The organism is Escherichia sp. MR (genome assembly GCF_005280595.1).
GTDB lineage: Bacteria > Pseudomonadota > Gammaproteobacteria > Enterobacterales > Enterobacteriaceae > Escherichia > Escherichia ruysiae.
This window is the reverse complement of the sequence record NZ_SZVK01000032.1, coordinates 23206-48621: the sequence shown is the minus strand read 5'-3', so window position 1 is coordinate 48621 and position 25416 is coordinate 23206. Positions and strand designations below refer to the sequence as shown.

Below are 25416 nucleotides of genomic sequence, written 5' to 3'. Positions count from 1 at the left end.
TCGGTGGAGCTGCATGACAAAGTCATCGGGCATTATCTGAACATAAAACACTATCAATAAGTTGGAGTCATTACCCAATCTTTGATGATATCGCGAGCAAAGATAGGTAATTGCATCATGGTTTTACAGAAAATTACAGAAAAAGGAGACGATATAAGGTGAAGACATTAGCCCGACAAATGAGTCGGGCTAAATGTATTATTGTGCGGTAGGTGTTTTTGCCGGTTGCTGATCAACGGGTTCTAACTGGAAGACCACATCCACCTGGTCATCAAACTGAATAGCGGCCTGCTCGTAAGTTTCCTGAGTAGAAACCGGCGCGGCATCAGCTTTCATCATCCGAACCATCGGGCTGGGCTGATAGTTGGAAACATGGTAGCGCACGCTATACACCGGTCCCAGTTTGCGATTAAAGCCATTCGCCAACTCCTGCGCCTGATGAATCGCGTTATCAATCGCGGCCTTACGCGCTTTATCTTTATAGGCATCCGGTTGCGCTACTCCCAGCGAAACAGAACGAATTTCATTAAGACCAGCCTTCAGCGCGCCATCCAGCAAAGAATTCAGCTTGTCTAACTGACGAACTGTTACCTCTACCGTTCTCACTGCCCGGTAGCCTTTCAGAATACTTTTGCCATCCTGGTAATCGTAATCTGGCTGGGTACGTAAATTCGCAGAACTGATATCTTTTTTCGCGATCTGATTGAGTTCAAGGAAAGAGATATATTGCGCCACGCGCTCATCCGCTTGTTTTTTGGCGGTAGCAGCATCCTTCGCGGCCACATTAACTTCAATAGCAAGAGTGGCAATGTCTGGCACCGCATCTACGCTTGCCGTTCCTGAAGTGACAATGTGCGGACCATCCGGTAGTTCATTGGCCTGTACTGCCATCCCGCTGAAACCCATCAATGCCGCCAGGGCGATAACTTTGAACTTCACGTTAGTCTCTCCGTGTTTATTTACTTGCCCAAAATTCAAAACCTCTGTAGGCAAGCTTAGCGTCTCTGTTTTTATTTTCCATCAGATAGCGCCTAACTGAACAAGGCTTGTGCATGGGCAATACCATCTCTCGCCAGCTGTAGGGCGATAAACCACATTACGCCACCAACAATAATATTAATAATACGCTGCGCTTTGGCGGTACGCAGACGCGGTGCCAACCAGGCTGCGAGAAGAGCCAGACCAAAGAACCACAAGAAAGAGGCGCTAATCGTCCCAAGCGCAAACCAGCGTTTTGGTTCAACATCGAGCTGCCCGCCGAGGCTCCCCAATACCACAAAGGTATCCAGATAAACATGGGGATTCAGCCAGGTCACTGCCAGCATGGTGGCAATAATTTTCCAGCGTCCCTGTTTCATGACTTCAGCACTAACCAGCTCAATATTACTGCTCATCGCCGTTTTAAAAGCGCCAAAACCATACCACAGCAAGAAGGCAACGCCGCCCCAGGTGACCAGCGCCAGCAACCACGGTGACTGCATCAGTAACGCGCTACCGCCAAAAATCCCGGCGCAAATCAGAACCAAATCGCTGATTGCACAAAGTAAGGCAATCATAATGTGGTACTGGCGGCGAATACCCTGATTCATCACAAAAGCATTTTGTGGACCGAGCGGCAGGATCATAGCCGCACCAAGTGCAAGACCTTGAAAGTAATAAGAAAACACGTTGGATATTCCGAATTAAGTATCTGATGCAGAGACTATAGCGCGGGAATGTTATTAGTGGAAATTGATATTATTAATTGGCAATCAGAATAACTAATAAGAGAGAGGCCAGATAAATTATCTGGCCTCAGCGTTGATTATGCAGCTTTGTCCTCTTTCACCCGCTTAAAATTCACATCCATTTGCGGATACGGGAAGCTGATACCAGCGGCATCAAACTCGCGTTTAATACGCTCCAGCACATCCCAGTAAACGTTTTGCAGATCGCCGCTGTTACTCCAGACGCGGACCACGAAATTAATCGAAGATGCGCCAAGCTCGTTCAGACGCACGGTCATTTCGCGATCTTTTAAAATGCGATCGTCAGACTGGATAATATCGGTCAGGATCTGCTTCACCTGATCGATATCGGAATCATACGCCACACCAATGATAAATTCGTTACGGCGCGCAGGCTCGCGAGAGAAGTTAATAATATTACCGGCAATAATTTTACCGTTCGGAATAACGATAATTTTACCGTCTGCAGTGCGCATAGTCGTAGAGAAAATCTGCACGCTCTGCACTGTACCGGCAACACCGCCGAGGTCGACATATTCACCGGCACGGAACGGACGGAACAGTACCAGCAACACACCAGCGGCCAGGTTAGACAGAGAACCCTGCAACGCCAAACCTACAGCTAAACCTGCGGCACCCAGCACGGCGATAACCGATGCAGTTTGTACCCCCACACGACCTAACGCTGCGATCAGCGTAAAAGCAATAATCGCATATCGGGCTAATGCAGAGATAAAATCAGCAACGGTGGCATCTATGTTACGGGAGATCATCAGGCGATTCACCGCGTTGGAGATCATCCGCGCGATAATCAAACCAATGATGATGATCGCGAGAGCCGCCACGATGTTTACAGCATAACTCAGCAACAGCGCCTGGTTGTTCACCAACCAGGAACCTGCACCGTGTATGCTATCGACAACATTCAAATCTTCCATTCAATATTCCTTTTTAACTGACTCAAAATGGAGAAATACACTCCGCTGCCTTATGACGGGCAGTCTGACAAGGGTAAACAATAAAGCATAATTTTGCCAAATAGATCACAGATTTCTCCTGTCCATCACCTTGCTTTTGGCGAAAAAAAGACCCGCAGAGCGGGCCTTGAGATAAGCAGAAAGGAATATCTTACAGAACGTCGATCGCGTTCAGTTCCTGGAATGCTTTTTCCAGACGAGCGATCATCGAAGTCTGACCGGCACGCAGCCATACGCGCGGATCGTAGTATTTCTTGTTCGGCTGATCTTCGCCTTTCGGGTTACCCAGCTGACCCTGCAGATAAGCTTCGTTCGCTTTGTAGTAGTTCAGAACGCCTTCCCAGGTTGCCCATTGGGTATCGGTATCGATGTTCATTTTCACTACGCCGTAGCTTACGGAGTCTTTGATTTCCTGAGCAGTAGAACCGGAACCACCGTGGAATACGAAGTTCAGGCTGTTGTGCGGCAGGTTGTGTTTCTTAGAAACATATTCCTGAGAGTCGCGCAGGATAGTCGGAGTCAGAACCACGTTACCCGGCTTGTAAACACCGTGTACGTTACCGAAGGACGCTGCGATGGTGAAACGCGGGCTGATTTTGCTCAGCTCGGTGTATGCGTAATCAACGTCTTCTGGCTGGGTGTACAGTGCAGAAGCGTCCATGTGGCTGTTGTCCACGCCGTCTTCTTCACCACCGGTGCAACCTAGTTCGATTTCCAGAGTCATGCCGATTTTGGACATGCGCTCCAGGTATTTAGAGCAGATTTCGATGTTCTCTTGCAGAGATTCTTCAGACAGGTCGATCATGTGAGAAGAGAACAGCGGCTTGCCGGTAGCTGCGAAGTGTTTTTCACCCGCGTCCAGCAGACCGTCGATCCACGGCAGCAGTTTCTTCGCGCAGTGGTCGGTGTGCAGGATAACCGGAACACCATAATGTTCAGCCATCTGGTGAACGTGATGCGCACCAGAGATCGCGCCCAGGATAGCAGCACCCTGCGGAACGTCAGATTTCACGCCTTTACCAGCGATAAAGGAAGCACCACCGTTGGAGAACTGAACGATAACCGGCGCTTTAACTTTAGCAGCGGTTTCCAGTACGGCGTTGATGGAGTCAGTACCGACGCAGTTTACTGCTGGCAGTGCGAAGTTGTTTTCTTTTGCTACCTGGAAAACTTTCTGTACGTCATCACCAGTGATTACACCAGGTTTTACGAAATCAAAAATCTTAGACATGTCTCTTGTCCTGTATCGTCGGGCCTTATACTCGTCATACTTCAAGTTGCATGTGCTGCGTCTGCGTTCGCTCACCCCAGTCACTTACTTATGTAAGCTCCTGGGGATTCACTCTCTTGTCGCCTTCCTGCAACTCGAATTATTTAGAGTATGAAAAAATGCGTGCTCTAAAAGCGCGCTGAAACAAGGGCAGGTTTCCCTGCCCTGTGATTTTTTACTTCTTAGCGCGCTCTTCGAGCATCGCTACTGCAGGCAGTACTTTACCTTCCACGAATTCGAGGAATGCGCCGCCGCCAGTGGAGATGTAGGAGATTTTGTCAGCGATGCCGAACAGGTCGATTGCTGCCAGAGTGTCGCCGCCACCAGCAATGGAGAACGCTTCGCTGTCTGCGATAGCGTTAGCCACGATTTCAGTGCCTTTACGGAAGTTCGGGAATTCGAACACGCCAACCGGGCCGTTCCAAAGAATGGTTTTCGCATTCTTCAGGATTTCAGCCAGTTCTTGCGCAGAAGCGTCGCCGATATCCAGGATCTGCTCGTCAGCTTTCACGTCGTTAACAGATTTCAGAGTAGCCGGAGCAGTTTCAGAGAACTCGGTTGCTACGCGAACATCAGACGGAACCGGAATGTTGCAGGTGGTCAGCAGACGTTTAGCTTCGTCAACAAGGTCAGCTTCGTACAGGGATTTACCCACATCGTGGCCTTGTGCCGCGATAAAGGTGTTAGCGATACCACCACCAACAATCAGCTGGTCAGCGATTTTAGACAGGGAGTCCAGAACGGTCAGTTTGGTAGATACTTTAGAACCACCAACGATAGCCACCATCGGGCGAGCTGGTTCTTTCAGTGCTTTACCCAGCGCGTCCAGTTCAGCCGCCAGCAGCGGACCTGCGCACGCAACGTCAGCGAATTTACCGATACCGTGAGTAGAAGCTTGCGCGCGGTGAGCAGTACCGAATGCGTCCATTACGAATACGTCGCACAGTGCAGCGTATTTTTTGGACAGGGTTTCGTCGTCTTTCTTCTCGCCTTTGTTGAAGCGAACGTTTTCCAGAACAACCAGTTCACCTTCAGCAACGTCAACGCCGTCGAGGTAATCTTTAACCAGACGAACCGGGTTAGACAGTTTGTCTTTCAGGTAGTTAACAACCGGCAGCAGAGAGAATTCTTCGTTGTACTCGCCTTCGGTAGGACGACCCAGGTGGGAAGTTACCATCACTTTTGCGCCTTGTTTCAGGGCCAGTTCGATGGTCGGCAGAGAAGCACGGATACGCGCATCGCTGGTTACTTTCCCGTCTTTTACTGGTACGTTCAGATCCGCACGGATAAATACACGTTTCCCAGCAAGATCCAGATCGGTCATCTTAATTACAGACATGGTGAATCCTCTCGTTGATTCTAAAAGTTTTGCAGACGCTGCTTGCGTCTTACCTGAAAGCAACAGTAGCCATAGCTAACGTCGTGTCGAGCATTCGGTTAGCAAAGCCCCATTCGTTATCGCACCAGACCAACGTTTTGATCAGGTGTGCACCACTGACCCGGGTTTGGGTGCCATCGACAATGGCACTGTGCGGATCGTGGTTAAAATCTACAGAGACCAACGGCAATTCCGTATAGTCAACTATACCATGAAATGCACCTTGTGCTGCTTTTTGCAGCAACAGGTTGACTTCATTGGCTTTTACAGGTTTCTTCACCGTCACGCTTAAATCGATTGCCGTCACATTTATGGTTGGCACACGTACCGCAATCGCTTCAAAGCGATCGTTAAATTGCGGAAAAAATCGTGTGATACCGGCGGCCAGTTTGGTATCGACCGGAATGATCGACTGGCTGGCTGCCCGGGTGCGACGCAGGTCAGGATGGTATGCATCAATAACCTGTTGATCGTGCATGGCGGAGTGAATTGTGGTCACAGTGCCGGACTCAATACCGTACGCATCATCTAACAATTTGATGACGGGAATTATGCAATTCGTGGTACAGGAAGCGTTAGAAACGATGCGGTGTTCCGCACGAAGTTGATCCTGATTGACGCCGTAAACAACGGTCGCGTCGAGATCGTTACTGCCAGGATGTGAAAAGAGCACTTTTTGGGCTCCGGCGGCAATATGCGCTTCGCCATGCTCGCGGGTGCCATATACGCCGGTGCAGTCGAGAACCACATCGACACCAAGTTCGCGCCAGGGGAGCGATTGCAGTGAACGTTCATGCAATACGCGGATGGCGTCATCACCAACAAAAAGTTGATCGCGTTCCTGACGTACTTCCCATGCAAAACGGCCATGACTGGTGTCATATTTCAACAAATGCGCCATGCCCGCAGCATCCGCCAGTTCGTTGATTGCCACCACGGTAATTTCCGCCCGGCGTCCGGATTCATACAAAGCACGAACCACATTACGCCCGATGCGACCGAAGCCATTTATCGCTACGCGTACGGTCATAGATCTCCTGCAAGGTTTTCCCTGAGCAAATTTGCCAGACAGAGTAATCCAGCAAATCGTCCGGGGAAACCTTACCTGTCGCAAACTGCGACTGATTGGTTAATTGTCGAACATTTAATCGACTGAAACGCTTCAGCTAGGATAAGCGAAACGTGGAATAAAAGGAATGATTGTCCAGTCAAAGAAGACAATTATCTGACTTACGTCACGTTTTCAGCCCCGCCCCTGTGGAATTTATTCCACTTTGCAGAATCACGAATAAGCGTAGCAAAATCTTTTCGTTGTGCCGTCACAAACCCTGACTTATATCAGAATATGACTGATGCAGCGTCGATATTATCCGCAATACGTCCGAGTTTCGGAGTACTCCAATGATGACATTGCCCTACCCATATTCTTCCTCCGCACGCTTTTACGCGCTGCGCCTGCTCCCCGGGCAGGAAGTTCTCTCCCAATTGCGCGTCTTCGCGCAGCAACAACAACTCCACGCCGCGTGGATTGCAGGTTGTACCGGCAGTCTGACTGATGTCGTTTTGCGCTATGCCGGGCAAGAAAACACCACCCTTCTAAGCGGTAAGTTTGAAGTCATCGCATTGAACGGCACGCTGGAACAGAGTGGTGAGCATCTTCATCTCTGCGTTTCCGATCCACACGGCGCGATGCTTGGCGGTCATATGATGCCCGGCTGTACCGTGCGCACCACGCTTGAACTGGTGATCGGCTGCCTTGAGGAACTGGCGTTTAGCCGCCAGCCTTGCGCGCTTTCTGGTTACGATGAGTTGCATATTTCCCCCATTAAATAACTATTTTCAGAGAGGTTTTCTTATGGCGCGTCGCCGCTTTTCCAGCCAGGCCCTGGTGCTGATCGTTATCTCTATCGCTATCAATATGATCGGCGGGCAACTGGCCAGCATGGTCAAATTACCTATATTTCTCGACTCCATCGGCACGCTTATTAGCGCGGTACTGCTTGGTCCGGTGATCGGGATGCTGACCGGCTTACTGACCAATTTACTCTGGGGATTGCTGACCGACCCGATCGCCGCCGCATTTGCGCCCGTCGCGATGGTCATCGGCCTGGTCGCCGGTTGGCTGGCGCGAGCGGGTTGGTTTCGCACCCTGCCGAAAGTCGTTGTCAGCGGCGTGATTATTACGCTTGCGGTCACAGTCGTTGCTGTACCGTTACGTACTGCGCTGTTCGGCGGTGTCACCGGTAGCGGAGCCGATTTGTTCGTTGCCTGGATGCACTCTATGGGGCAAAACCTGGTGGAGTCGGTGGCGATTACGGTGATAGGCGCAAACCTGGTCGATAAAATTCTTACAGCGGTGATTGTCTGGCTTTTACTGCGCCAGCTGCCGATTCGCACCACGCGTCATTTTCCGGCAATGGCTGCCGTGCGCTAAATGCATCCGTTTACCTCATTAACGCTGTGGGCGCTGGCAGCCTGCACCACGCTAATCCTGCCCGCGCAGACCATTTTGCCGGTCTATAGCGCGGTGACCTTTCTCTGCCTTATTGCGTTAAAGGCCACGCGGCGTCGAGCAAAATATGTCGCCTGGCTGATGTTTTCGCTGGGGGGCGGCCTGTGGCTGGTGCACGGTGGCTGGCTGACAGAATGGATAAGCGGAACACCGCGCAATCCAGAACGTTGGGCATTTGCTATTACGCTCTGGCTGCGCATTCTGGCGATTGTTTCCACTTCGCAGTTGTGGATGCAGTACGTCCCCGTGCAACGATTTATCCGCGCTTTGTTTGCTTCTCGCCTGCCGCCGGGCGTCGCTTATCTGTTTGTCGGACCGCTGCTGGTCGTTGAGCAGTTAAAACGGCAATTAGCGATTATTCATGAAGCACAGCGTGCGCGTGGCGTGCCGCTGGATGAAAGCTGGTATCAACGCTTATGTGCGATGCCGGCGTTAATCATACCATTAACCCATAATGCGCTTAACGATCTGGCGATCCGTGGTGCGGCGCTGGATATGCGGGCATTTCGCTTACATAACCGGCGCACTACGCTATGGGCACCACCTGACAGTAAATTACAAAAAGTGGCTCGTTACACCATGATATTGCTGATGCTGGCAGAACCGGGAGTGTGGCTATGGTTACGTTAGAACAGTTTCGCTATTGCCCGACGCACTCAACGCACTCTCCATTCTGTTATGACTTTCACTATGACAACCCGGGGATGGTCGCCATTTTTGGAGACAACGGCAGCGGCAAAAGCACGCTGGCGCAACTGATGGCGGGTTGGTATCCGGACTTCCTGCCGGGTGACATCGCTGGCACGGGAATGCTCCTCAATACGCCCATTGGGCAACTCTCGCTAAGCGAACAAGCCGCTACCATTCAACTCGTCCAGCAATCTCCCTATTTGCAGCTTTCCGGCTGTACCTTTAGCGTGGAAGAAGAGGTTGCCTTTGGGCCAGAAAATCTGTGTCTTGATGAAGCAAAGGTTATGGCGCGCATTGACGCTGCCCTGACCCTGACCGAGTGCCAGCCGTTGCGTCATCGCCATCCGGCAACACTCTCCGGTGGAGAAACCCAACGCGTGGTTATCGCCTGTGCCATCGCTATGCAACCAAAACTATTAATTCTTGATGAAGCCTTTAGCCGCCTGACATCACAAGCCAGCGAAATTCTGTTGCAGCGTTTGCAGCACTGGGCGATGGAATGCGGTTCGCTGGTTATTCTGTTTGAACGTCATCCCACACCTTTTCTGAACTATTGCCAGCATTCCTGGCGGTTACATGACGGAGTACTCCAGCCATTATGTTAACGTTAAATCAGGTGACTTATCGCTGGTCTGGCGCGGCAACAGATTGTCTTTGCGACATTTCGCTGCAACTTAAACAAGGTGAATGGCTGGCGCTGACCGGCGACAACGGCGCGGGAAAATCGACACTGTTACGCATCATGGCGGGTCTTCTTCCCCCATCTTCCGGTACAGTAATATTGCAACAACAGGCATTACATACGCTTAAGAACCGCCAGCGCGCGGCAAAGATTGGCGTACTGTTTCAGGAAGTGGAAAACCAGCTATTTCATAGCACCGTCGCTGAAGAGGTCGCCTTTGGCCTGAAATTACAAAAATACTCACCCGCAGACATCGCGAAACGCACCGAATACGCCCTGCAATGTTGTCAGTTAGCAGACGTTGCCAGCGCACATCCGTTAGACCTGCATAGCGCACAGCGACGGATGGTCGCCGTCGCCAGTCTGGAAGCTCTCGCCCCGTCACTGTTGTTGCTGGATGAACCCAGTCGGGATTTTGACGAAAACTGGCTGGGCGTGTTTGAGTGCTGGCTGGAAAAATGCCGCCAACAAGGCGCGAGTGTCGTGGCAATCAGTCATGACGCCGCATTTACCCGGCGTCATTTTTCCCGTGTTATCCGTCTGGAAGACGGCACTGTGAAAGAGGTCAATCTGCCAGACGATATTCGCCGCTAGCCGTCATCATTAAGGTCAAATTTGCGGGCAGACTCTGTTCAAGCACCCGCCGAACATTTGGGCCGTCGGTACGTTCATAAAAGGCTTCAGCGTCTGCCAGCGATAACCCTCCCGCCAGCTTGCGCCCCAGCAGCCGTTCCCGTAACGCAGCTGCGGGCGCGTTGATAAAGATCGAGAAATCACAAAATTGCGCAAGCATGCGCCATTTCTCGTCATCCAATAACAGCCAGTTTCCTTCTACGATAATGATCGGTGCAGTAACGTGTAATGCATCTTCTATGGGATCATGCTTTTGTCGATCGTACTGCGGCCACGTACAATCCCCTTCCACTGCCCGGCGCAGATTTTCCGCCAGTTTCGCCACGTCGAACGTCTGCGGTGCGCCTTTATAAGAGCGAAGCTGATGCTCATCCAGCCAGATGTTGTAATGGTGAAAACCATCCATCGGGAGCGTCTGAATAGCGGGTAGTTCCGGGTCTTGTTGCGCGAGATATTCCCAGAAGGTGGTTAGGGTAGATTTACCCGTCCCCGGCGGAGCGCAAAGAAATACCACCGCACGCCGCTGTGGATTTACCGTCTGTAAGGCCGCCAACATGCGCAGCAACGGTTTATGTACATTTTTTATCTCATCATCATGGTACTGCGCCTGTACCTTCAGCCCATTCACCGTTAATTCAATTTTCACGGCGTTAATTCCTTTAAGGTGGTTGTTACTGCCAGCGTCAGCGCCGTTTTGACCATCCCGCTAAAACGCACCTCTGACCAGACGGCGAAATCGGCGAACTTCATCGCCTTTAACGCATCATAGAGCGTCGCATTGCGGGTTATACTATTGACGTTGCTGATAAAATCCCAGGTCATGTCATCGGCAAATCCGGGCGTTTCATCCTGTTCGTTCAGGTAATGCCAGAACTGGGAAAAATGCGTGATATCGGCGTACAGCCATTTATCCATTTTCCCCAGCGCATAAATCAAACGCAGCGCAACATCAATATCGTCAAGCGGGCCGCTTTGGGCGAGTAACGGTTTCACTGCATATTCGACGATCTCTTCATCGTTATCGACAAATAGCGACGGCAGAAACTGGCGTATCCCCTGGAGCAAAATAGAATGCGCAGTTTTCATAAATGAATATAAATTGTCCTGTGCGTCCAGTTGCTCAAGCACATCATCTTCTGTCAGCGTCGCCATTCGTCTTCCGATAGATCACCATCAATGCAGGGAATCAATTATATTACACGTTTGGTCCGCGCCGCCGATCAGTAATGTCTGCGTCCGCACTCCATTCGCCGTCTGTTGTATACCGTTCACCAGCTCTCCGCCCGTGACGCCTGTGGCGCTAAAGAGGATATCTTTCCCCCTCACCAGTTCGTCGAGTGAGTACACACGGTTAACGTCAACCCCCATTTCCTTACAACGCTTGCGCTCCTGCTCTGCAATTTGCCGATTTTCTGTGTAGTCACCTTTGGCCTGGCAAAAATCGATTAATTCCGCCTGCATATCCCCGCCTAATGCTTTAACAGCACAGGCAGAGATAACGCCTTCCGGCGCGCCGCCGATGGTGTACATCACGTCGTAAGGATTATCCTGCCAGCAGGTCAGTACACTGGCGGCGACATCGCCATCCGGCAGAGCAAAAACCTTCACGCCAAGCTGCGTCGCTTCCTCAATCGCGGCACTCAGGCGCGGTTTATCAAGCGTAACCATACGTAACCGATCCAGAGGTTTGCCTAACGCTTTCGCCACGTTGCGCAAGTTTTCTGTAAGGGGCAAAGACAGATCGATTGCCCCGGTAGCCAGTCGGTTAACGACCAGTTTTTTCATATACATATCGGGCGCATGTAGCAAGCTGTCTCGTGGGGCGAAGGCCATGACCGCCAGCGCATTGCTCTGCCCCATCGCCACCATCCGCGTGCCTTCAATCGGGTCAACCGCGATATCGACTTCTGGCCCATCGCCTTTGCCCACCTCTTCGCCAATCCACAGCATCGGCGCATGGTCAATTTCTCCCTCGCCGATAACCACTCGTCCACGAAAAGCGACGTCGTTTAATGCCTGGCGCATCGCGGTGACCGCCAGGCCATCAATTTTATTTTTGTCGCCACATCCGGTTTGCGGCCAGGCAGCCAACGCTGCCTGTTCCGTAACGCGAAATAATGGCCACGCCAGGGACATCATTGCGCGGCCTCCCCGATATCAACGCCAAATTGCGCCAGCAGATATTTCTCGGCCTGTTCATTCCAGATGCCGTGCGTTTCCTCAACCAGCCGCGCCAGCTCTTTAAACAGCGGATCGGTTTTGCCTTTTTCGGCAAAATCGGCAATGGCAGTGAGCGGCATGGTCACGCCGTTATAAATGAGTTTTTTACCGCCGGGGATATCCGGCAGATTGAGCACGGTTTCTGGCACCGCATCCAGCCCACCAATATGGGTCACCATAAACGACGGTTGCAACTGCCCCGTGGCGCTAAGGGCAATCGCCTCTTTCATATCGTCCGTTGAACCGCCGGATGTACCGACGACGTGCGTGCTGTTGTAATGGACGTTGTAGAAGTTAAACGGCACTTTGAAGTTTTTATCCGTCGGGCCGGCAAAGAAGTTCAGGCAGCCGTCTTCTGCCAGCAACTCATCAGCCATCTCAACGACCGAAGGCACCGCTGCATAGACAAACACGTCATCGAACCCGGCATCTCCTGTCAGCGTCCGCAGCGTCTGGACTGGATCGCTCATCCCTTTGGTATTCACATACACCAGCTCAATGCCTTTACTGGCCGCCAGTTCTACCGGCAGCAACTTCTGCACCTGTGCCAGGCGTTTTTCGTCGATATCGACCACCACTACCCGCGACGGTTGTATGCCGCCGTTAATGGCGTAATCGATAGCGCCAATTCCCATCGGGCCAGCACACGCCAGCAGCGCAATATTGCCGCCAGGTTTGACGCCCATGCGGTGCTCATAAACATATTGTGTGGTGTGATAATTGGCATGATAAGCGCCAATAATGCAGCACATCGGCTCCGCCAGCGACGCCGCTGCAAAATAAGAACCGTGATAAGGTAATACACAGCCCAGGTTAATGGCGATTTCGGGAATAATCATATAGGTGGCATTACCGCCGAAATATTCGTAGCTGTATCCGGCTGAATATCCACTGGGTAATCCCATTGCTGGTTGCAATACAAAACGCTGGCCTTTTTTATATTTGCCAGTGAGATTTTTACCCACTTCGACAATAACCCCGGCACATTCATGCCCGGTAATGACCGGATGATTTTCTAAATCGTCGGGTACGCGTTTATGTTCACTACCGAGTAACGCCGCTTTCCAGGTCGATAAACAGACGCTGTCAGAAATTACACTCACTAACAGTTCATTATCGGTAATTTCGGGCAGTTCAAATTCGCGCAGACGGACGTCCCGCTTGCCATAAATAGCAGCAACTTTGGTTTTCATTTTTATCTCTGTAATCAGTGTTTATGTTCGGCGGTTAATTGATTAAATAAGGTGTCGAGCTTTGGATCACCAATATAGTTATTAATCAATATCAGCGGTTTATCCGTCACACGTTTCACGCGTCCTTCCAGACTGGCGTGTGTGACCACAATATCGGCATCCGCAGGCACGTTTTCTATCGCGTAATGTTTTACTTCTATTGCCAGCCCCGCTTTTTCCAGGCGCTTACGGAAGGTGGTTGCGCCCATCGCGCTGGAGCCCATCCCCGCATCGCAAACAAAGGCAATACGCTTAACCCGGCATAACGAGAATGCACCTTCTTGTTTCATCGCTTTAACCGCATTGGCTGACTGAGCAAACTCATCTTCGCTCTCCGTTTCCACCGTTTTTTCCATCTTCAGTATCAGGGAAGTGATGGCAAAGGACACCAGAGTGCCGAGCGTAACACCGGCGATTGTCGCCAGGAACGAACCTTTCGGCGTCAGTGCCAGGTAGGCAAAGATAGACCCCGGACTTGGGCCTGCCACCAGACCACCGTCCAGCAAATTAAACATCCAGGTTCCAGACATACCGCCCGCAATCATGGCGATAATGGTCAGCGGCTTCATCAACACATACGGGAAATACAGTTCGTGGATGCCGCCAAGAAAGTGAATAATCATCGCCCCGGGCGCAGAACGTTTACTCATCCCTTTACCAAACAAGGTAAACGCCAGCAGCAACCCCAACCCTGGCCCCGGATTCGACGCCACCATAAAGAAGATGGATTTGCCGTTAACCGAAGCCTGTTGCATCCCCAACGGGTAATAGACGCCCTGATCTATCGCGTTATTGAGGAAAAGCACTTTCGCGGGTTCATTGATAACAGACAGCAGAGGCAGATATCCCGCATGTACCAGCGCCTCAATACACTCTTTGACGAAAGTATTGGCAATTAACACCGCTGGACCGATAACTTCAAAACCTAGCAGGCAGAGAGCCATCCCGGCGATACCTAATGAGAAGTTATTGATAACCATCTCAAAACCAGCGGGGATGCGTTTTTCCAGTGCCTTATCGATATATTTAATCATCAGGCCGCCAAGCGGTCCCATAATCATCGAACCCAGGAACATGGGGATTTCAGCACCCACAATTACGCCAATCGTCCCTATTCCCCCCATCACCGCACCGCGTTTACCGCCGACCAGGTGACCACCGGTAGAACCAATCATCACCGGTAATAAATAGGTAATCATTGGACCGACAATTTTGGCGAAATGTTCGTTAGGCAGCCAGCCGGTAGGAATAAATAATGCAGTAATAAAACCCCAGGCAATAAAAGCACCGATATTGGGAATGACCATAGCGGTCAAAAAACCCCCAAAAGCCTGAACCTTTGCACGAGCAGACTTGTTTTCCATAATATTATCCTGTAGAGGAGAGAGTTATTATTCGCGGCTGATAATGTCCGCTAATTGTTTTTCTGATGATGCTGTTAAGAGTTGTTCAAGTATTTCTTCTTCGCACAGTAATTCACTTAACGCCTGAATAGCGCCAATGTGCGAATCGGCATCGGCAGCAGAAAGCCCGATGAGTAATTTAATCGGTTCGTCATTCCCAGGGAAATAAACACCTTGTTTAAGTAACGTCAAAGACATTCCGGTTTTGAGCGCCCCACATTCTGGTCGCGCATGAGGCATTGCTACGCCTGCTGCGAGAATATAATAAGATCCGTTGTTAATGGTGGAATCTTTAATAGCCTGAATGTAATTCTCGTTGATATAATTTTTTGTTAATAATGATGCCATCGAAAAATCAATAGCCTCCTGCCAGTCTTTAGCTGCATGTATCACTGAGATTGATGATTCTGGAAAATAATCAATAAGCCGCATAAATTATCCCTATTTTTAGAGTACCGACTGTCGGTGAAAATAAAATACGCGCGCAAAAAATTGAAAGCAATTGGGCTAAAAAGGCGAACCACCAGAAGAGGAAAAATAAACAAACCATAAATAACAATAAGTTGCAATTAACAATTATAAAGTCAACTTTCTGTTTGTGAGTTGGATTGCAAATAAGACAAATTTATGATTGTTGTGTTTGTGATCATGCTCACCATTTATAGCTTGAAAGTCCGAAAACAGATAAAATTAAATCTTACAGTCCCTTCTTTATAGATTCTTAATTGTTCGAGGTTGACTGTTATCCTCACATCAGGGGGGCATATTCCTTGCTTTGCTCAATTTCTGACGCTTATGAGAAGTCGATTGAAGATCGAATGAAAGCGGAAGTCGCCATTGCCATACGTAAACAAAATCTGGAAACAGAGAAGATCCTGGCGCAATTGCCGTAACGCAGGCTCAGGCAGAAGCAGACAGCAGCTAAAGCGGAGACTATTGCGTAAGAGGTGCGGCTGAAGCCGAAACTATTCGCCTGCGGGGTGAAGCTCTGCGGGACAATCCCGGTCTTGTGCCCTTACCACTGCTGAGCGTTGAGATGGCAAATTACCCGATACCATGAACCCCGGCAGTACCGTTCCGTTTATCTCGACCAAGTAAAAAGAGCCGCGTTTGCGGCTCTTGAGACTGATGGCAAAGGCTAAACTGCCTGATGCGCTACGCTTATCAGGCCTACACAGTCCCTGCAATTTATTGAATTTGCATGATTTTGTAGGCCGAATAAGGCGTTCACGCCGCATCCGGTATGAACAACACGCACTTTGCCAACAATATGAAGGGCTGCTTTCGCGACCCTTCTCACAAAGCATCTTACCGATTACAGCAGTTCTTTTGCTTTCGCTACCACGTTTTCAACGGTGAAGCCGAACTCTTCAAACAGTTGCTCTGCCGGTGCAGATTCACCGAAGGTGGTCATGCCGACGATAGCACCGTTCAGACCAACATACTTGTACCAGTAGTCAGCAATACCCGCTTCTACTGCAACGCGTGCAGTAACCGCTTTCGGGAGTACAGACTCACGGTAAGCAGCGTCCTGCTTGTCGAATGCGTCGGTAGACGGCATGGAAACCACGCGCGCTTTCACGCCTTCGGCAGTCAGTTTTTCGTAAGCGGCAACAGCCAGCTCAACTTCAGAACCAGTAGCAATAAAGATCAGTTCCGGCTGACCGGCACAGTCTTTCAGCACATAACCACCGCGCGCGATGTTTGCCAGCTGCTCTTCAGTACGTTCCTGCTGCGCCAGGTTCTGACGGGAGAGGATCAGTGCGGTCGGGCCGTCCTGACGCTCAACGCCGTATTTCCACGCTACAGCGGATTCAACCTGGTCACACGGACGCCATGTAGACATGTTCGGGGTCACGCGCAGAGAAGCAACCTGCTCAACCGGCTGGTGAGTTGGGCCATCTTCGCCCAGACCGATGGAGTCGTGGGTGTAAACCATCACCTGACGCTGTTTCATCAGCGCAGCCATACGTACCGCATTACGTGCGTATTCTACGAACATCAGGAAGGTGGAGGTGTACGGCAGGAAGCCGCCATGCAGGGAGATACCGTTAGCAATCGCGGTCATACCGAACTCGCGAACACCGTAGTGGATGTAGTTACCGGCAGCATCTTCGTTGATTGCTTTAGAACCAGACCACAGGGTCAGGTTAGACGGAGCCAGGTCAGCGGAGCCGCCGAGGAATTCCGGCAACAGCGGACCGAACGCTTCGATGGCATTCTGAGACGCTTTACGGCTGGCGATTTTCGCCGGATTAGCCTGCAACTTCGCGATAAACTCTTTCGCTTTCGCGTCGAAGTCAGACGGCATTTCGCCTTTCATACGACGGGTAAATTCAGCGGCTTCCTGCGGATAAGCTTTCGCATAAGCAGCGAATTTCTCGTTCCATGCGGATTCTTTCGCCTGGCCTGCTTCTTTCGCATCCCACTGAGCATAGATTTCAGACGGGATTTCGAACGGTGCATATTTCCAGCCCAGCTGTTCGCGGGTCAACGCGATTTCAGCGTCGCCCAGCGGCGCACCATGGGAATCGTGCGTACCAGCTTTGTTCGGCGAACCGAAACCGATGATGGTTTTACACATCAGCAGGGACGGTTTGTCAGTCACTGCACGCGCTTCTTCTACTGCGCGTTTGATAGATGCCGCGTCATGACCGTCGATATCACGAATAACGTGCCAGCCGTAGGCTTCGAAACGCATTGCGGTATCGTCGGTGAACCAACCTTCAACGTGACCATCGATAGAAATCCCGTTGTCATCGTAGAACGCAATCAGTTTGCCCAGCTTCAGCGTGCCCGCCAGAGAGCAAACTTCGTGGGAAATGCCTTCCATCATGCAGCCATCGCCCATGAAGGCGTAGGTGTAGTGGTCGACAATGTCGTGACCCGGACGGTTAAACTGCGCCGCCAGCGTTTTTTCTGCAATCGCCATACCGACTGCGTTCGCAATACCCTGCCCCAGCGGACCAGTGGTGGTTTCTACACCTGCGGTGTAGCCCACTTCCGGGTGGCCCGGAGTTTTGGAGTGCAGCTGACGGAAGTTTTTCAGTTCTTCCATCGGCAGATCGTAACCAGTGAGGTGCAGCAGGCTGTAAATCAGCATGGAGCCGTGGCCGTTGGACAGCACAAAGCGGTCACGGTCAGCCCAGGACGGATTCTGCGGGTTGTGTTTCAGGAAATCACGCCACAGGACTTCGGCAATGTCAGCCATACCCATCGGGGCGCCCGGGTGACCGGATTTGGCTTTCTGTACTGCGTCCATGCTCAGCGCACGAATAGCATTGGCAAGCTCTTTACGTGAGGACATTTTGACTCCAGATCGGATGATGAAGGGCACGCCCTTAACGACTTGACGACAGCGCGTTTTGGGCTACGCCGGAAAATTTGCCAACAATTTACCGCAAGCCGCGCGTCATGTACATGGAACATCCTTTTGCCGCTTCAGAAATCTCTGGATCATGCTCGCATGTTGCGCAATCTGCTCGCCCGTCCGCTGCGCTTTTCCTTATACTGAGACTGAGCGTCGATTCACCTGCAAACGGCGCATTTTTAGAATAATCCTGACCTTGTGCGGAAGAGAAAACATGAAAATTCGCGCCTTATTGGTAGCAATGAGCGTGGCAACGGTACTGACCGGTTGCCAGAATATGGACTCCAGTGGACTGCTCTCATCAGGAGCGGAAGCTTTTCAGGCTTACAGTTTGAGTGACGCCCAGGTGAAAGCCCTGAGCGATCAGGCATGTCAGGAGATGGACAGCAAGGCGACGATTGCGCCAGCCAATAGTGAATATGCTAAGCGTCTGACCACCATAGCCAACGCGCTAGGCAACAATATCAACGGTCAGCCGGTGAATTACAAAGTGTATATGGCGAAAGATGTAAACGCCTTTGCAATGGCCAACGGCTGTATCCGCGTCTATAGCGGGCTGATGGATATGATGACGGATAACGAAGTTGAAGCGGTGATCGGTCACGAAATGGGGCACGTGGCGTTAGGCCATGTGAAGAAAGGGATGCAGGTGGCACTTGGTACAAACGCCGTGCGTGTCGCAGCGGCCTCTGCGGGTGGGATTGTCGGCAGTTTATCGCAATCACAACTTGGTGACCTGGGCGAAAAGCTAGTCAATTCGCAATTCTCTCAACGCCAGGAAGCGGAAGCGGATGATTATTCCTACGATTTGTTGCGCCAACGCGGCATCAGCCCGGCAGGTCTCGCCACCAGCTTTGAAAAACTGGCGAAACTGGAAGAAGGTCGCCAAAGCTCAATGTTTGACGACCATCCGGCATCCGCCGAACGCGCCCAGCATATTCGCGATCGTATGAGCGCGGATGGGATTAAGTAAGGTCCGGTAGTACCGAACGTAGGTCAGATAAGGCGTTCACGCCGCATCTGACACGAATGGCACATTTGTCACCCCGCGCGCATTGCCGGATGCGATGCTGACGCATCTTATCCGGCCTACGGGTGCCGAACGTAGGTCGGATAAGGCGTTCACGCCGCATCTGACATTAATGGCACATTTGTTACACCGTGCGCATCTTATCCGGCGCTTACTCGCCCTTTTTCGCCGCCTGAATATACAGCATCTCCAGCGCCAGCGTCGCTGCTGCCAGAGCGGTGATTTCCGACTGATCGTATGCCGGAGCCACTTCCACAACGTCCATCCCAACAATGTTGAGATCTTTCAGGCCGCGTACCAGTTTAATGGCGCGATCGGAGGTCAGGCCGCCAATCACTGGCGTACCGGTTCCTGGCGCGAATGCCGGATCAAGACAGTCGATATCAAAAGTCAGATAAACCGGCATATCACCCACAATCTGTTTCACCTGGGCGATAACGTCATCCACGCTACGATCGTTCACCTGGCAGGCGTCCAGCACGGTAAAGCCGTTGTCTTTATCAAACTCGGTACGAATACCAATCTGTACGGAATGATTCGGGTCGATCAGCCCTTCTTTCGGCGCGGTATAGAACATGGTGCCGTGGTCAAATTCACAACCGTTCGCATAGGTATCGGTGTGGGCGTCAAAGTGTACCAGCGCCATTTTGCCGAAATGTTTTGCATGGGCGCGCAGCAGCGGCAGCGTAACAAAGTGGTCACCACCGAAGGAGAGCATACGCTTACCGGCAGCCAGCAGTTTCTCGGCGTGCGCCTGCAATTTCTCGCTCATCTCATGAGCATCGCCGAAGGCATATACCAGATCGCCGCAGTCCACGACGTTCAGGCGCTCGCGCATGTCGAAATTCCACGGGAAACGGTTGTGTTCCCAGGCCAGGTTAGTTGATACCTGACGGATAGCCGCCGGACCGTGACGACCACCCGCACGACCAGAAGTGGCCATATCGAACGGTACGCCGGTAATCACCCAGTCAGCATCGCTGTCATACGGCTGGAAGTTCATCGGCAGGCGTAAAAAACCAAAGGCGTTGGAAACCAGTGAGTTATCGTATTGATGCCCTAAGGTGCTCATGGATGGGCTCCTATTACAAAGTCGATATAAAAAAACCCTTCCGCGTCGTTAGGCCCGACGAGGAAGGGTTGGATTTGCGAAACACAAGTTTGCGCTAATTATCGCCTTAAATGGGCGAGGCATCAAGCGAGGTTGCTATTTACGACACGGTGGCGGCGCATAGCCATTGTTGTCTGCCGGAAAGGCTTGTCCAGAGCACGGCGGCAGCGCGTTTTTCGCCGGGCCTTGCAATTCAAAGGCGGCAAAGCCGATCACCCCGGTATTACGCACATCGCCTTGCGCCGAATTGGCGGCGTAGGAATCTGCAACATTGGCGAACTGAAAAGCCGCTTCGGTATGTTTATCTTTGCGGAATCCTTTAATCGCTAACGAATCACCAGCGTTCACAATATAGCCATTGTTATTCAACGAACCTTGTTTACCATTCAGAACATCCAGGCCATCAACCGTAGCAACGATCTCGTAATTGGTGTTCCGGCTGTAGTTACGGACATATAATTGATAATTCATCCCCACTCTGGCATGAACAATATATCGCGGTTCATTATTTGATGAATCATAAACTCGCGTAATAGGTAGAGAATTAAAATTAGCATCACGAATAGCATATTCCAGTTCGTTAATACGAATACTATAAACACGGTCGTAGCCGGAAGGAATATTTGTCGAATAATTAATAACGATCATCTCTGCCGGATCGCGCCAGGCGCGTTCAGCAGATACGCCCTGAACCGTTGAGTGCACATCTCCACCCCAGGCGGTGCCGACATTGCCCGATGCACTGCTATTATACTGCGCATTACTTGAGCAACCAGCCAACAACACGACTAATGCCACCAACGCGCTACGTACTTTCCATTTTTTCATAACCGTTCCCTCTATTTAATTAATACAGCGATTGTAGGGGGATTATTTAATAATAAAAGCAGTCAAATTATTTTTAAGAATATATAAAAAGAAAGCGGGCCGATTTACGTAAATAAATCGACCCGCCAGCGGAATAATCTTAATTATTCATCTTCAAGATAGGTATATCCGTACAACCCTGCCTCGAACTCTTCCAGGAACTGTTGTTGCAGCTCAGCATCCAGATCGGTTTTCTTCACTTGATCACGGAACTGGGTTAACAGCGTTTTCGGATCGAGCTGTACATATTGCAACATGTCCGCAACGGTATCGCCTTCATCAGACAGCTCCACTTCTACGCTGCCGTCAGGGAAGACGAACACATCAACCGCTTCGGTATCACCGAACAGGTTGTGCATGTTGCCGAGGATCTCCTGATAGGCACCGACCATAAAGAAACCGAGCATCGGCGGATTCTCTGGATCGTACTCCGGCATTGGCATTGTCGTGGCAATACCGTCACCATCAATATAGTGGTCGATAGCACCGTCAGAGTCACAGGTGATATCCAGCAGCACAGCGCGACGTTCCGGCACTTGATCCAGCCCTTCCAGCGGCAGAACCGGGAACAACTGGTCGATCCCCCATGCGTCCGGCATTGACTGGAACAGCGAGAAGTTGACGTACATTTTGTCCGCCATACGTTCCTGCAGTTCGTCGATTATCGGACGATGAGCGCGATTTTGCGGATCCAGCTGCTTCTGCACTTCATGGCACATGCTCAGATAGAGCTGTTCAGCCCATGCACGTTCTTGCAGATTGTAAGTGCCCGAAGAGTATCCGATATGAATATCGTGCAGATCCATCTGGCTGTCATGCAGCCACTCACGCAGAGAACGGCGAGTCCCCGGTTCGTGCATTTCCTGCCAGGTTTCCCACATGCTTTGCAGTGCGCGCGGCGCATCTTCTGCGGGCGCGGTCGGCACCGTGTATTCGTTACGTTCCACGCCGATGATATTAGACACCAGCACGGTATGGTGCGCAGTTACCGCACGACCCGATTCGGTGATTACCGTCGGATGCGGCAGGCCATTTTCTTCACAGGCATCGCCAATCGCCCAGATGATGTTGTTGGCGTATTCATTGAGGCCATAGTTCACCGAACAATCGGACTGTGAACGAGTGCCTTCATAATCCACGCCCAGGCCACCGCCGACGTCAAAGCACTGAATATTGACGCCGAGCTTGTGTAGCTCAACATAGAAGCGTGCAGATTCCCGAACGCCGGTAGCGATATCGCGAATATTCGCCATCTGCGAACCGAGGTGGAAGTGCAGCAGTTGCAGGCTGTCGAGACGTCCGGCTTCACGCAGCGTTTCAACCAGTTGCAGTACCTGGGTTGCCGCCAGACCGAACTTCGATTTTTCCCCGCCGGAAGACTGCCATTTGCCAGAACCTTGTGAGGCCAGACGCGCGCGCACACCCAGACGCGGAACAACGTTCAGGCGTTCAGCTTCATCCAGCACAATGGCGATTTCTGACATTTTCTCAATAACCAGATAGACCTTATGGCCCATTTTCTCGCCAATCAGCGCCAGGCGGATATATTCGCGGTCTTTATAACCGTTACAGACGATAACGCTACGGGTCATGCCTGCATGAGCCAGCACCGCCATCAACTCGGCTTTTGAACCTGCTTCCAGTCCCAACGGCTCACCTGAATGAATCAGGGATTCAATCACGCGACGATGCTGGTTAACTTTAATCGGATAAACGAGGAAGTAGTCACCGTTATAACCGTAGGATTCCCGCGCACGTTTAAACGCGGCGTTAATGGAACGCAAACGGTGCTGGAGGATCTGCGGGAAGCAGAACAGTGCTGGCAGGCGCTGCCCTTGCGCTTCGCGGGTTTTCACCAACTGCGCGAGATCGACGCGAGCTTCCGGGACGTCCGGGTCCGGGCACACGCTGATGTGACCCAGCTCGTTAACGTCATAGTAGTTATTGCCCCACCAGGCAATATTGTAAGTACGCAGCATCTTGCTGGCTTCCTGGGAGCTCATTGCAACCTCCTGCATGGAGCGTAGTACACCGTGTTCGCCCGCTGACGAAGGCAAACTCATAGACATGTCGTCAGACATAGCGAACCTCAAATTATTTTATTAAGTGTAAAACAGTTAACCACTATCGCAGCCTGAAACTGCGATAACAACCCATAAGCACACGGATTTTCCAGCAGCGTATGCTGACGCTCCGACTGCGCAACCGGTTTCTTTTTCATAACATTATTAAACACATAACCGAACGTAAGTGTGACAGTTCGGCGAAACCACGAGAAAACTCTTGTTTTTTTACAAGAGCGCCCTTGTTCAGTCTTCAGTAACTGTTGCCAGCTCTTGAATCCTGAGAAGCGCCGAGATGGGTATAACATCGGCAGGTATGCAATGCAGAGATGCAGAATGCGGGGAACGAATCTACACCAGAACGGTGCGACAGATTAAGCAGCAGACAACGATTCATTATTTCGTATCACCTCCACGGCCGCCTGCGAAGACGAACCAACAAGCTAAAACACTGATTTCAACCCGGCTGGAAGTGGCAACACGAAAGAAACGTCGTGTGCTTTTTATTTAAGCCGCGCGCCGCGTTTTATACCCCACAATGGCAGAAAATTGCAAAAGATAAATGCGCAGAATGCCAGCATTGTCAGGAAAAATTTCCAGCTACGTTTTTAGCAGAATGAGACACGATTCAAAAAAAAGTGGAAATTGGGTGAAGAAGTGACCTAAAATAGCCGTCCAGATGTTAATCCATCCATACTGATTAACACTCAGACTGCCAGTGTTTTTAATCTGCAGAGTCGTGGTAGGATCCGCTACCACAGAAAATCCACACAACAGTTTGAGCTAACTAAATTCTCTTTTGGTGATATTAAATATGGCAAAACACCTTTTTACGTCCGAGTCCGTCTCTGAAGGGCATCCTGACAAAATTGCTGACCAAATCTCTGATGCTGTTTTAGATGCGATCCTCGAACAGGATCCGAAAGCACGCGTTGCTTGCGAAACCTACGTAAAAACCGGCATGGTCTTAGTTGGCGGTGAAATCACCACCAGCGCCTGGGTAGACATCGAAGAGATCACCCGTAACACCGTTCGTGAAATTGGCTATGTGCATTCCGACATGGGCTTTGACGCTAACTCCTGTGCGGTTCTGAGCGCCATCGGCAAACAGTCTCCTGACATCAACCAGGGCGTTGACCGTGCCGATCCGCTGGAACAGGGCGCGGGTGACCAGGGTCTGATGTTTGGCTACGCGACCAATGAAACCGACGTGCTGATGCCAGCACCAATCACCTATGCACACCGTTTGGTACAGCGTCAGGCTGAAGTGCGTAAAAACGGCACTCTGCCGTGGCTGCGCCCGGACGCGAAAAGCCAGGTGACTTTCCAGTATGACGACGGCAAAATCGTCGGCATCGATGCTGTAGTGCTTTCCACCCAGCATTCTGAAGAGATCGACCAGAAATCCCTGCAAGAAGCGGTGATGGAAGAGATCATCAAGCCCATTCTGCCCGCTGAATGGCTGACTTCCGCAACCAAATTCTTCATCAACCCGACCGGACGTTTTGTTATCGGCGGCCCGATGGGTGACTGCGGTCTGACTGGTCGTAAAATCATCGTTGATACCTACGGCGGCATGGCTCGCCACGGTGGCGGTGCGTTCTCTGGTAAAGATCCATCAAAAGTGGACCGCTCCGCAGCCTACGCGGCACGTTACGTGGCGAAAAACATCGTTGCTGCAGGTCTGGCCGACCGTTGTGAAATTCAGGTTTCCTACGCGATCGGCGTGGCAGAACCGACCTCCATCATGGTCGAAACTTTCGGTACTGAGAAAGTACCTTCTGAACAGCTGACCCTGCTGGTACGTGAGTTCTTCGACCTGCGTCCATACGGTCTGATTCAGATGCTGGATCTGCTGCACCCGATCTACAAAGAAACCGCAGCATACGGTCACTTTGGTCGCGAACATTTCCCATGGGAAAAAACCGACAAAGCGCAACTGCTGCGCGATGCTGCCGGTCTGAAATAATATTTCAACACCAGTTTTCAAAGGCCAGCCTCGCGCTGGCCTTTTCTTTTCTAGAGAAAGCCTGATGCGCTACGCTTATCAGGCCTGCAACCATCGCTACATGTAGACTGGATAAGCCGTTCACGCCGCATCCGGCAAAAAGCCGCCTACACGATAGCAACATTCCGTTGCTGAACACGTTTACCCGCAAATTATCACCACTACTGAAACCGATTACACCCACCACACCAACAAAATATTTATACTATTTTCACTATATTATTCAGTTTTCACAGCTGTTAC

General features: G+C 51.1%; 26 protein-coding genes and 2 pseudogenes. 9 read left to right on the top strand and 19 right to left on the bottom strand.

All coding sequences use genetic code 11. The features are described from left to right. Positions 1–60: IS1 family transposase (locus FC814_RS23535; RefSeq protein ID WP_071528444.1), on the top strand; the 60-nt coding region annotated here is incomplete at its 5' end. Between the two features lie 138 nt (positions 61–198). Here the strand turns inward: FC814_RS23535 and FC814_RS14555 are convergent. The 6 genes from FC814_RS14555 to epd all read right to left on the bottom strand — a co-directional run bounded on the left by FC814_RS14555 (position 199) and on the right by epd (position 6382). Next, positions 199–939 (bottom strand): oxidative stress defense protein, encoded by a 741-nt coding sequence (locus FC814_RS14555; RefSeq protein WP_000669825.1) that lies wholly within the window; start codon positions 937–939, stop codon positions 199–201. Between the two features lie 92 nt (positions 940–1031). Next, positions 1032–1667: an arginine exporter ArgO gene (gene argO, locus FC814_RS14550; RefSeq protein WP_000493354.1), complete on the bottom strand. Its 636-nt coding sequence runs from the start codon at positions 1665–1667 to the stop codon at positions 1032–1034. Between the two features lie 137 nt (positions 1668–1804). Further along, positions 1805–2665 (bottom strand): small-conductance mechanosensitive channel MscS, encoded by an 861-nt coding sequence (mscS, locus tag FC814_RS14545; protein ID WP_000389806.1) that lies wholly within the window; start codon positions 2663–2665, stop codon positions 1805–1807. A 190-nt stretch (positions 2666–2855) separates the two neighbouring features. Continuing rightward, on the bottom strand, positions 2856–3935 hold the full coding sequence (gene fbaA, locus FC814_RS14540; RefSeq protein ID WP_000034372.1) for a class II fructose-bisphosphate aldolase: 1080 nt from the start codon (positions 3933–3935) through the stop codon (positions 2856–2858). A gap of 214 nt (positions 3936–4149) precedes the next feature. Further along, complete coding sequence (gene pgk / locus FC814_RS14535) at positions 4150–5313, bottom strand: phosphoglycerate kinase (RefSeq protein WP_000111269.1); 1164 nt, start codon at positions 5311–5313, stop codon at positions 4150–4152. A 49-nt stretch (positions 5314–5362) separates the two neighbouring features. Then, complete coding sequence (epd, locus tag FC814_RS14530) at positions 5363–6382, bottom strand: erythrose-4-phosphate dehydrogenase (protein ID WP_137326097.1); 1020 nt, start codon at positions 6380–6382, stop codon at positions 5363–5365. A gap of 371 nt (positions 6383–6753) precedes the next feature. Here epd and FC814_RS14525 point away from each other — a divergent pair, with 371 nt between their 5' ends. From FC814_RS14525 to FC814_RS14505, 5 genes are read left to right on the top strand one after another with little or no spacing between them, the layout of a single operon-like run. Next, positions 6754–7185: a PPC domain-containing DNA-binding protein gene (locus FC814_RS14525; protein ID WP_137326096.1), complete on the top strand. Its 432-nt coding sequence runs from the start codon at positions 6754–6756 to the stop codon at positions 7183–7185. Between the two features lie 22 nt (positions 7186–7207). Beyond that, positions 7208–7786: an ECF transporter S component gene (locus tag FC814_RS14520; protein ID WP_000124032.1), complete on the top strand. Its 579-nt coding sequence runs from the start codon at positions 7208–7210 to the stop codon at positions 7784–7786. Continuing rightward, positions 7787–8494 carry an energy-coupling factor transporter transmembrane component T gene (locus FC814_RS14515; protein ID WP_137326095.1) on the top strand — a complete coding sequence of 236 codons (708 nt, stop codon included), beginning with the start codon at positions 7787–7789 and terminating at the stop codon, positions 8492–8494. Continuing rightward, entirely contained in the window at positions 8482–9159 is a 678-nt protein-coding gene (locus FC814_RS14510) for an ABC transporter ATP-binding protein (protein WP_000256984.1), read from the top strand. Before FC814_RS14515 ends, FC814_RS14510 begins: the two co-directional genes overlap by 13 nt. Beyond that, on the top strand, positions 9153–9830 hold the full coding sequence (locus FC814_RS14505) for an ABC transporter ATP-binding protein (protein ID WP_137326094.1): 678 nt from the start codon (positions 9153–9155) through the stop codon (positions 9828–9830). Before FC814_RS14510 ends, FC814_RS14505 begins: the two co-directional genes overlap by 7 nt. Here FC814_RS14505 and FC814_RS14500 read toward each other — a convergent pair. The 6 genes from FC814_RS14500 to cmtB are packed head-to-tail and all read right to left on the bottom strand — an operon-like array spanning position 9802 to position 15156. Further along, a complete protein-coding gene (locus FC814_RS14500; protein ID WP_137326093.1) occupies positions 9802–10515 on the bottom strand; it encodes a nucleoside/nucleotide kinase family protein in 714 nt (237 codons plus the stop codon). The two genes, FC814_RS14505 and FC814_RS14500, sit on opposite strands and share 29 nt — an antisense overlap. Continuing rightward, positions 10512–11021: a fumarase E gene (gene fumE, locus FC814_RS14495; protein WP_137326092.1), complete on the bottom strand. Its 510-nt coding sequence runs from the start codon at positions 11019–11021 to the stop codon at positions 10512–10514. Before fumE ends, FC814_RS14500 begins: the two co-directional genes overlap by 4 nt. Before the next feature lie 21 nt (positions 11022–11042). Beyond that, the gene (glpX, locus tag FC814_RS14490) at positions 11043–12008 is read right to left on the bottom strand and encodes a class II fructose-bisphosphatase (protein WP_000987295.1); all 966 of its coding nucleotides are present in this window, start codon (positions 12006–12008) and stop codon (positions 11043–11045) included. Next, positions 12005–13282, bottom strand: coding sequence for a zinc-binding dehydrogenase (locus FC814_RS14485; protein ID WP_000853234.1), 1278 nt, complete (start codon positions 13280–13282; stop codon positions 12005–12007). Before FC814_RS14485 ends, glpX begins: the two co-directional genes overlap by 4 nt. Before the next feature lie 14 nt (positions 13283–13296). Continuing rightward, complete coding sequence (gene cmtA / locus FC814_RS14480) at positions 13297–14685, bottom strand: PTS mannitol transporter subunit IICB (RefSeq protein WP_000428775.1); 1389 nt, start codon at positions 14683–14685, stop codon at positions 13297–13299. 27 nt (positions 14686–14712) lie between these two features. Then, on the bottom strand, positions 14713–15156 hold the full coding sequence (gene cmtB, locus FC814_RS14475; RefSeq protein WP_001236693.1) for a PTS mannitol transporter subunit IIA: 444 nt from the start codon (positions 15154–15156) through the stop codon (positions 14713–14715). Positions 15157–15509: 353 nt separating this feature from the next. On the opposite strand from cmtB, the pseudogene FC814_RS14470 reads away from it, so the two are divergent. Continuing rightward, positions 15510–15822, top strand: a pseudogene (locus FC814_RS14470) (prohibitin family protein); the annotation flags it as partial. A gap of 217 nt (positions 15823–16039) precedes the next feature. Here the strand turns inward: FC814_RS14470 and tkt are convergent. Then, positions 16040–18031 carry a transketolase gene (gene tkt / locus FC814_RS14465; RefSeq protein ID WP_000098618.1) on the bottom strand — a complete coding sequence of 664 codons (1992 nt, stop codon included), beginning with the start codon at positions 18029–18031 and terminating at the stop codon, positions 16040–16042. A gap of 277 nt (positions 18032–18308) precedes the next feature. Here tkt and loiP point away from each other — a divergent pair, with 277 nt between their 5' ends. Further along, a complete protein-coding gene (gene loiP / locus FC814_RS14460; protein WP_010347931.1) occupies positions 18309–19067 on the top strand; it encodes a metalloprotease LoiP in 759 nt (252 codons plus the stop codon). Between the two features lie 208 nt (positions 19068–19275). Here the strand turns inward: loiP and speB are convergent, their stop codons facing one another. The 6 genes and pseudogenes from speB to FC814_RS23205 all read right to left on the bottom strand — a co-directional run bounded on the left by speB (position 19276) and on the right by FC814_RS23205 (position 23924). Beyond that, on the bottom strand, positions 19276–20196 hold the full coding sequence (gene speB, locus FC814_RS14455; RefSeq protein WP_114007459.1) for an agmatinase: 921 nt from the start codon (positions 20194–20196) through the stop codon (positions 19276–19278). Positions 20197–20331: 135 nt separating this feature from the next. Then, positions 20332–21063: a hypothetical protein gene (locus tag FC814_RS14450; RefSeq protein ID WP_000758924.1), complete on the bottom strand. Its 732-nt coding sequence runs from the start codon at positions 21061–21063 to the stop codon at positions 20332–20334. Between the two features lie 143 nt (positions 21064–21206). Then, complete coding sequence (gene speA, locus FC814_RS14445) at positions 21207–23183, bottom strand: biosynthetic arginine decarboxylase (RefSeq protein WP_010350365.1); 1977 nt, start codon at positions 23181–23183, stop codon at positions 21207–21209. A gap of 8 nt (positions 23184–23191) precedes the next feature. After that, the gene (yqgB, locus tag FC814_RS14440; protein WP_001338822.1) at positions 23192–23323 is read right to left on the bottom strand and encodes an acid stress response protein YqgB; all 132 of its coding nucleotides are present in this window, start codon (positions 23321–23323) and stop codon (positions 23192–23194) included. Positions 23324–23418: 95 nt separating this feature from the next. After that, positions 23419–23562, bottom strand: coding sequence for a hypothetical protein (locus FC814_RS23210; RefSeq protein WP_272941840.1), 144 nt, complete (start codon positions 23560–23562; stop codon positions 23419–23421). 110 nt (positions 23563–23672) lie between these two features. Next, a pseudogene (locus FC814_RS23205) lies at positions 23673–23924 on the bottom strand (hypothetical protein). Between the two features lie 55 nt (positions 23925–23979). On the opposite strand from FC814_RS23205, the gene metK reads away from it, so the two are divergent. Continuing rightward, positions 23980–25134, top strand: a complete 1155-nt coding sequence (gene metK, locus FC814_RS14435) for a methionine adenosyltransferase (protein ID WP_001062128.1) — start codon at positions 23980–23982, stop codon at positions 25132–25134. Positions 25135–25416: the final 282 nt, after the last annotated feature.

What these genes read in the sequence shown, in the direction of transcription:
- mscS (WP_000389806.1), bottom strand. Translation starts at nt 2,665, where the DNA reads ATGGAAGATTTGAATGTTGTCGATAGCATACACGGTGCAGGTTCCTGG.
- fbaA (WP_000034372.1), bottom strand. Translation starts at nt 3,935, where the DNA reads ATGTCTAAGATTTTTGATTTCGTAAAACCTGGTGTAATCACTGGTGAT.
- pgk (WP_000111269.1), bottom strand. Translation starts at nt 5,313, where the DNA reads ATGTCTGTAATTAAGATGACCGATCTGGATCTTGCTGGGAAACGTGTA.
- epd (WP_137326097.1), bottom strand. Translation starts at nt 6,382, where the DNA reads ATGACCGTACGCGTAGCGATAAATGGCTTCGGTCGCATCGGGCGTAAT.
- FC814_RS14525 (WP_137326096.1), top strand. Translation starts at nt 6,754, where the DNA reads ATGATGACATTGCCCTACCCATATTCTTCCTCCGCACGCTTTTACGCG.
- FC814_RS14520 (WP_000124032.1), top strand. Translation starts at nt 7,208, where the DNA reads ATGGCGCGTCGCCGCTTTTCCAGCCAGGCCCTGGTGCTGATCGTTATC.
- FC814_RS14515 (WP_137326095.1), top strand. Translation starts at nt 7,787, where the DNA reads ATGCATCCGTTTACCTCATTAACGCTGTGGGCGCTGGCAGCCTGCACC.
- FC814_RS14510 (WP_000256984.1), top strand. Translation starts at nt 8,482, where the DNA reads ATGGTTACGTTAGAACAGTTTCGCTATTGCCCGACGCACTCAACGCAC.
- FC814_RS14505 (WP_137326094.1), top strand. Translation starts at nt 9,153, where the DNA reads ATGTTAACGTTAAATCAGGTGACTTATCGCTGGTCTGGCGCGGCAACA.
- fumE (WP_137326092.1), bottom strand. Translation starts at nt 11,021, where the DNA reads ATGGCGACGCTGACAGAAGATGATGTGCTTGAGCAACTGGACGCACAG.
- glpX (WP_000987295.1), bottom strand. Translation starts at nt 12,008, where the DNA reads ATGATGTCCCTGGCGTGGCCATTATTTCGCGTTACGGAACAGGCAGCG.
- FC814_RS14485 (WP_000853234.1), bottom strand. Translation starts at nt 13,282, where the DNA reads ATGAAAACCAAAGTTGCTGCTATTTATGGCAAGCGGGACGTCCGTCTG.
- cmtA (WP_000428775.1), bottom strand. Translation starts at nt 14,685, where the DNA reads ATGGAAAACAAGTCTGCTCGTGCAAAGGTTCAGGCTTTTGGGGGTTTT.
- cmtB (WP_001236693.1), bottom strand. Translation starts at nt 15,156, where the DNA reads ATGCGGCTTATTGATTATTTTCCAGAATCATCAATCTCAGTGATACAT.
- tkt (WP_000098618.1), bottom strand. Translation starts at nt 18,031, where the DNA reads ATGTCCTCACGTAAAGAGCTTGCCAATGCTATTCGTGCGCTGAGCATG.
- loiP (WP_010347931.1), top strand. Translation starts at nt 18,309, where the DNA reads ATGAAAATTCGCGCCTTATTGGTAGCAATGAGCGTGGCAACGGTACTG.
- speB (WP_114007459.1), bottom strand. Translation starts at nt 20,196, where the DNA reads ATGAGCACCTTAGGGCATCAATACGATAACTCACTGGTTTCCAACGCC.
- FC814_RS14450 (WP_000758924.1), bottom strand. Translation starts at nt 21,063, where the DNA reads ATGAAAAAATGGAAAGTACGTAGCGCGTTGGTGGCATTAGTCGTGTTG.
- speA (WP_010350365.1), bottom strand. Translation starts at nt 23,183, where the DNA reads ATGTCTGACGACATGTCTATGAGTTTGCCTTCGTCAGCGGGCGAACAC.
- yqgB (WP_001338822.1), bottom strand. Translation starts at nt 23,323, where the DNA reads ATGAAAAAGAAACCGGTTGCGCAGTCGGAGCGTCAGCATACGCTGCTG.
- FC814_RS23210 (WP_272941840.1), bottom strand. Translation starts at nt 23,562, where the DNA reads ATGAATCGTTGTCTGCTGCTTAATCTGTCGCACCGTTCTGGTGTAGAT.
- metK (WP_001062128.1), top strand. Translation starts at nt 23,980, where the DNA reads ATGGCAAAACACCTTTTTACGTCCGAGTCCGTCTCTGAAGGGCATCCT.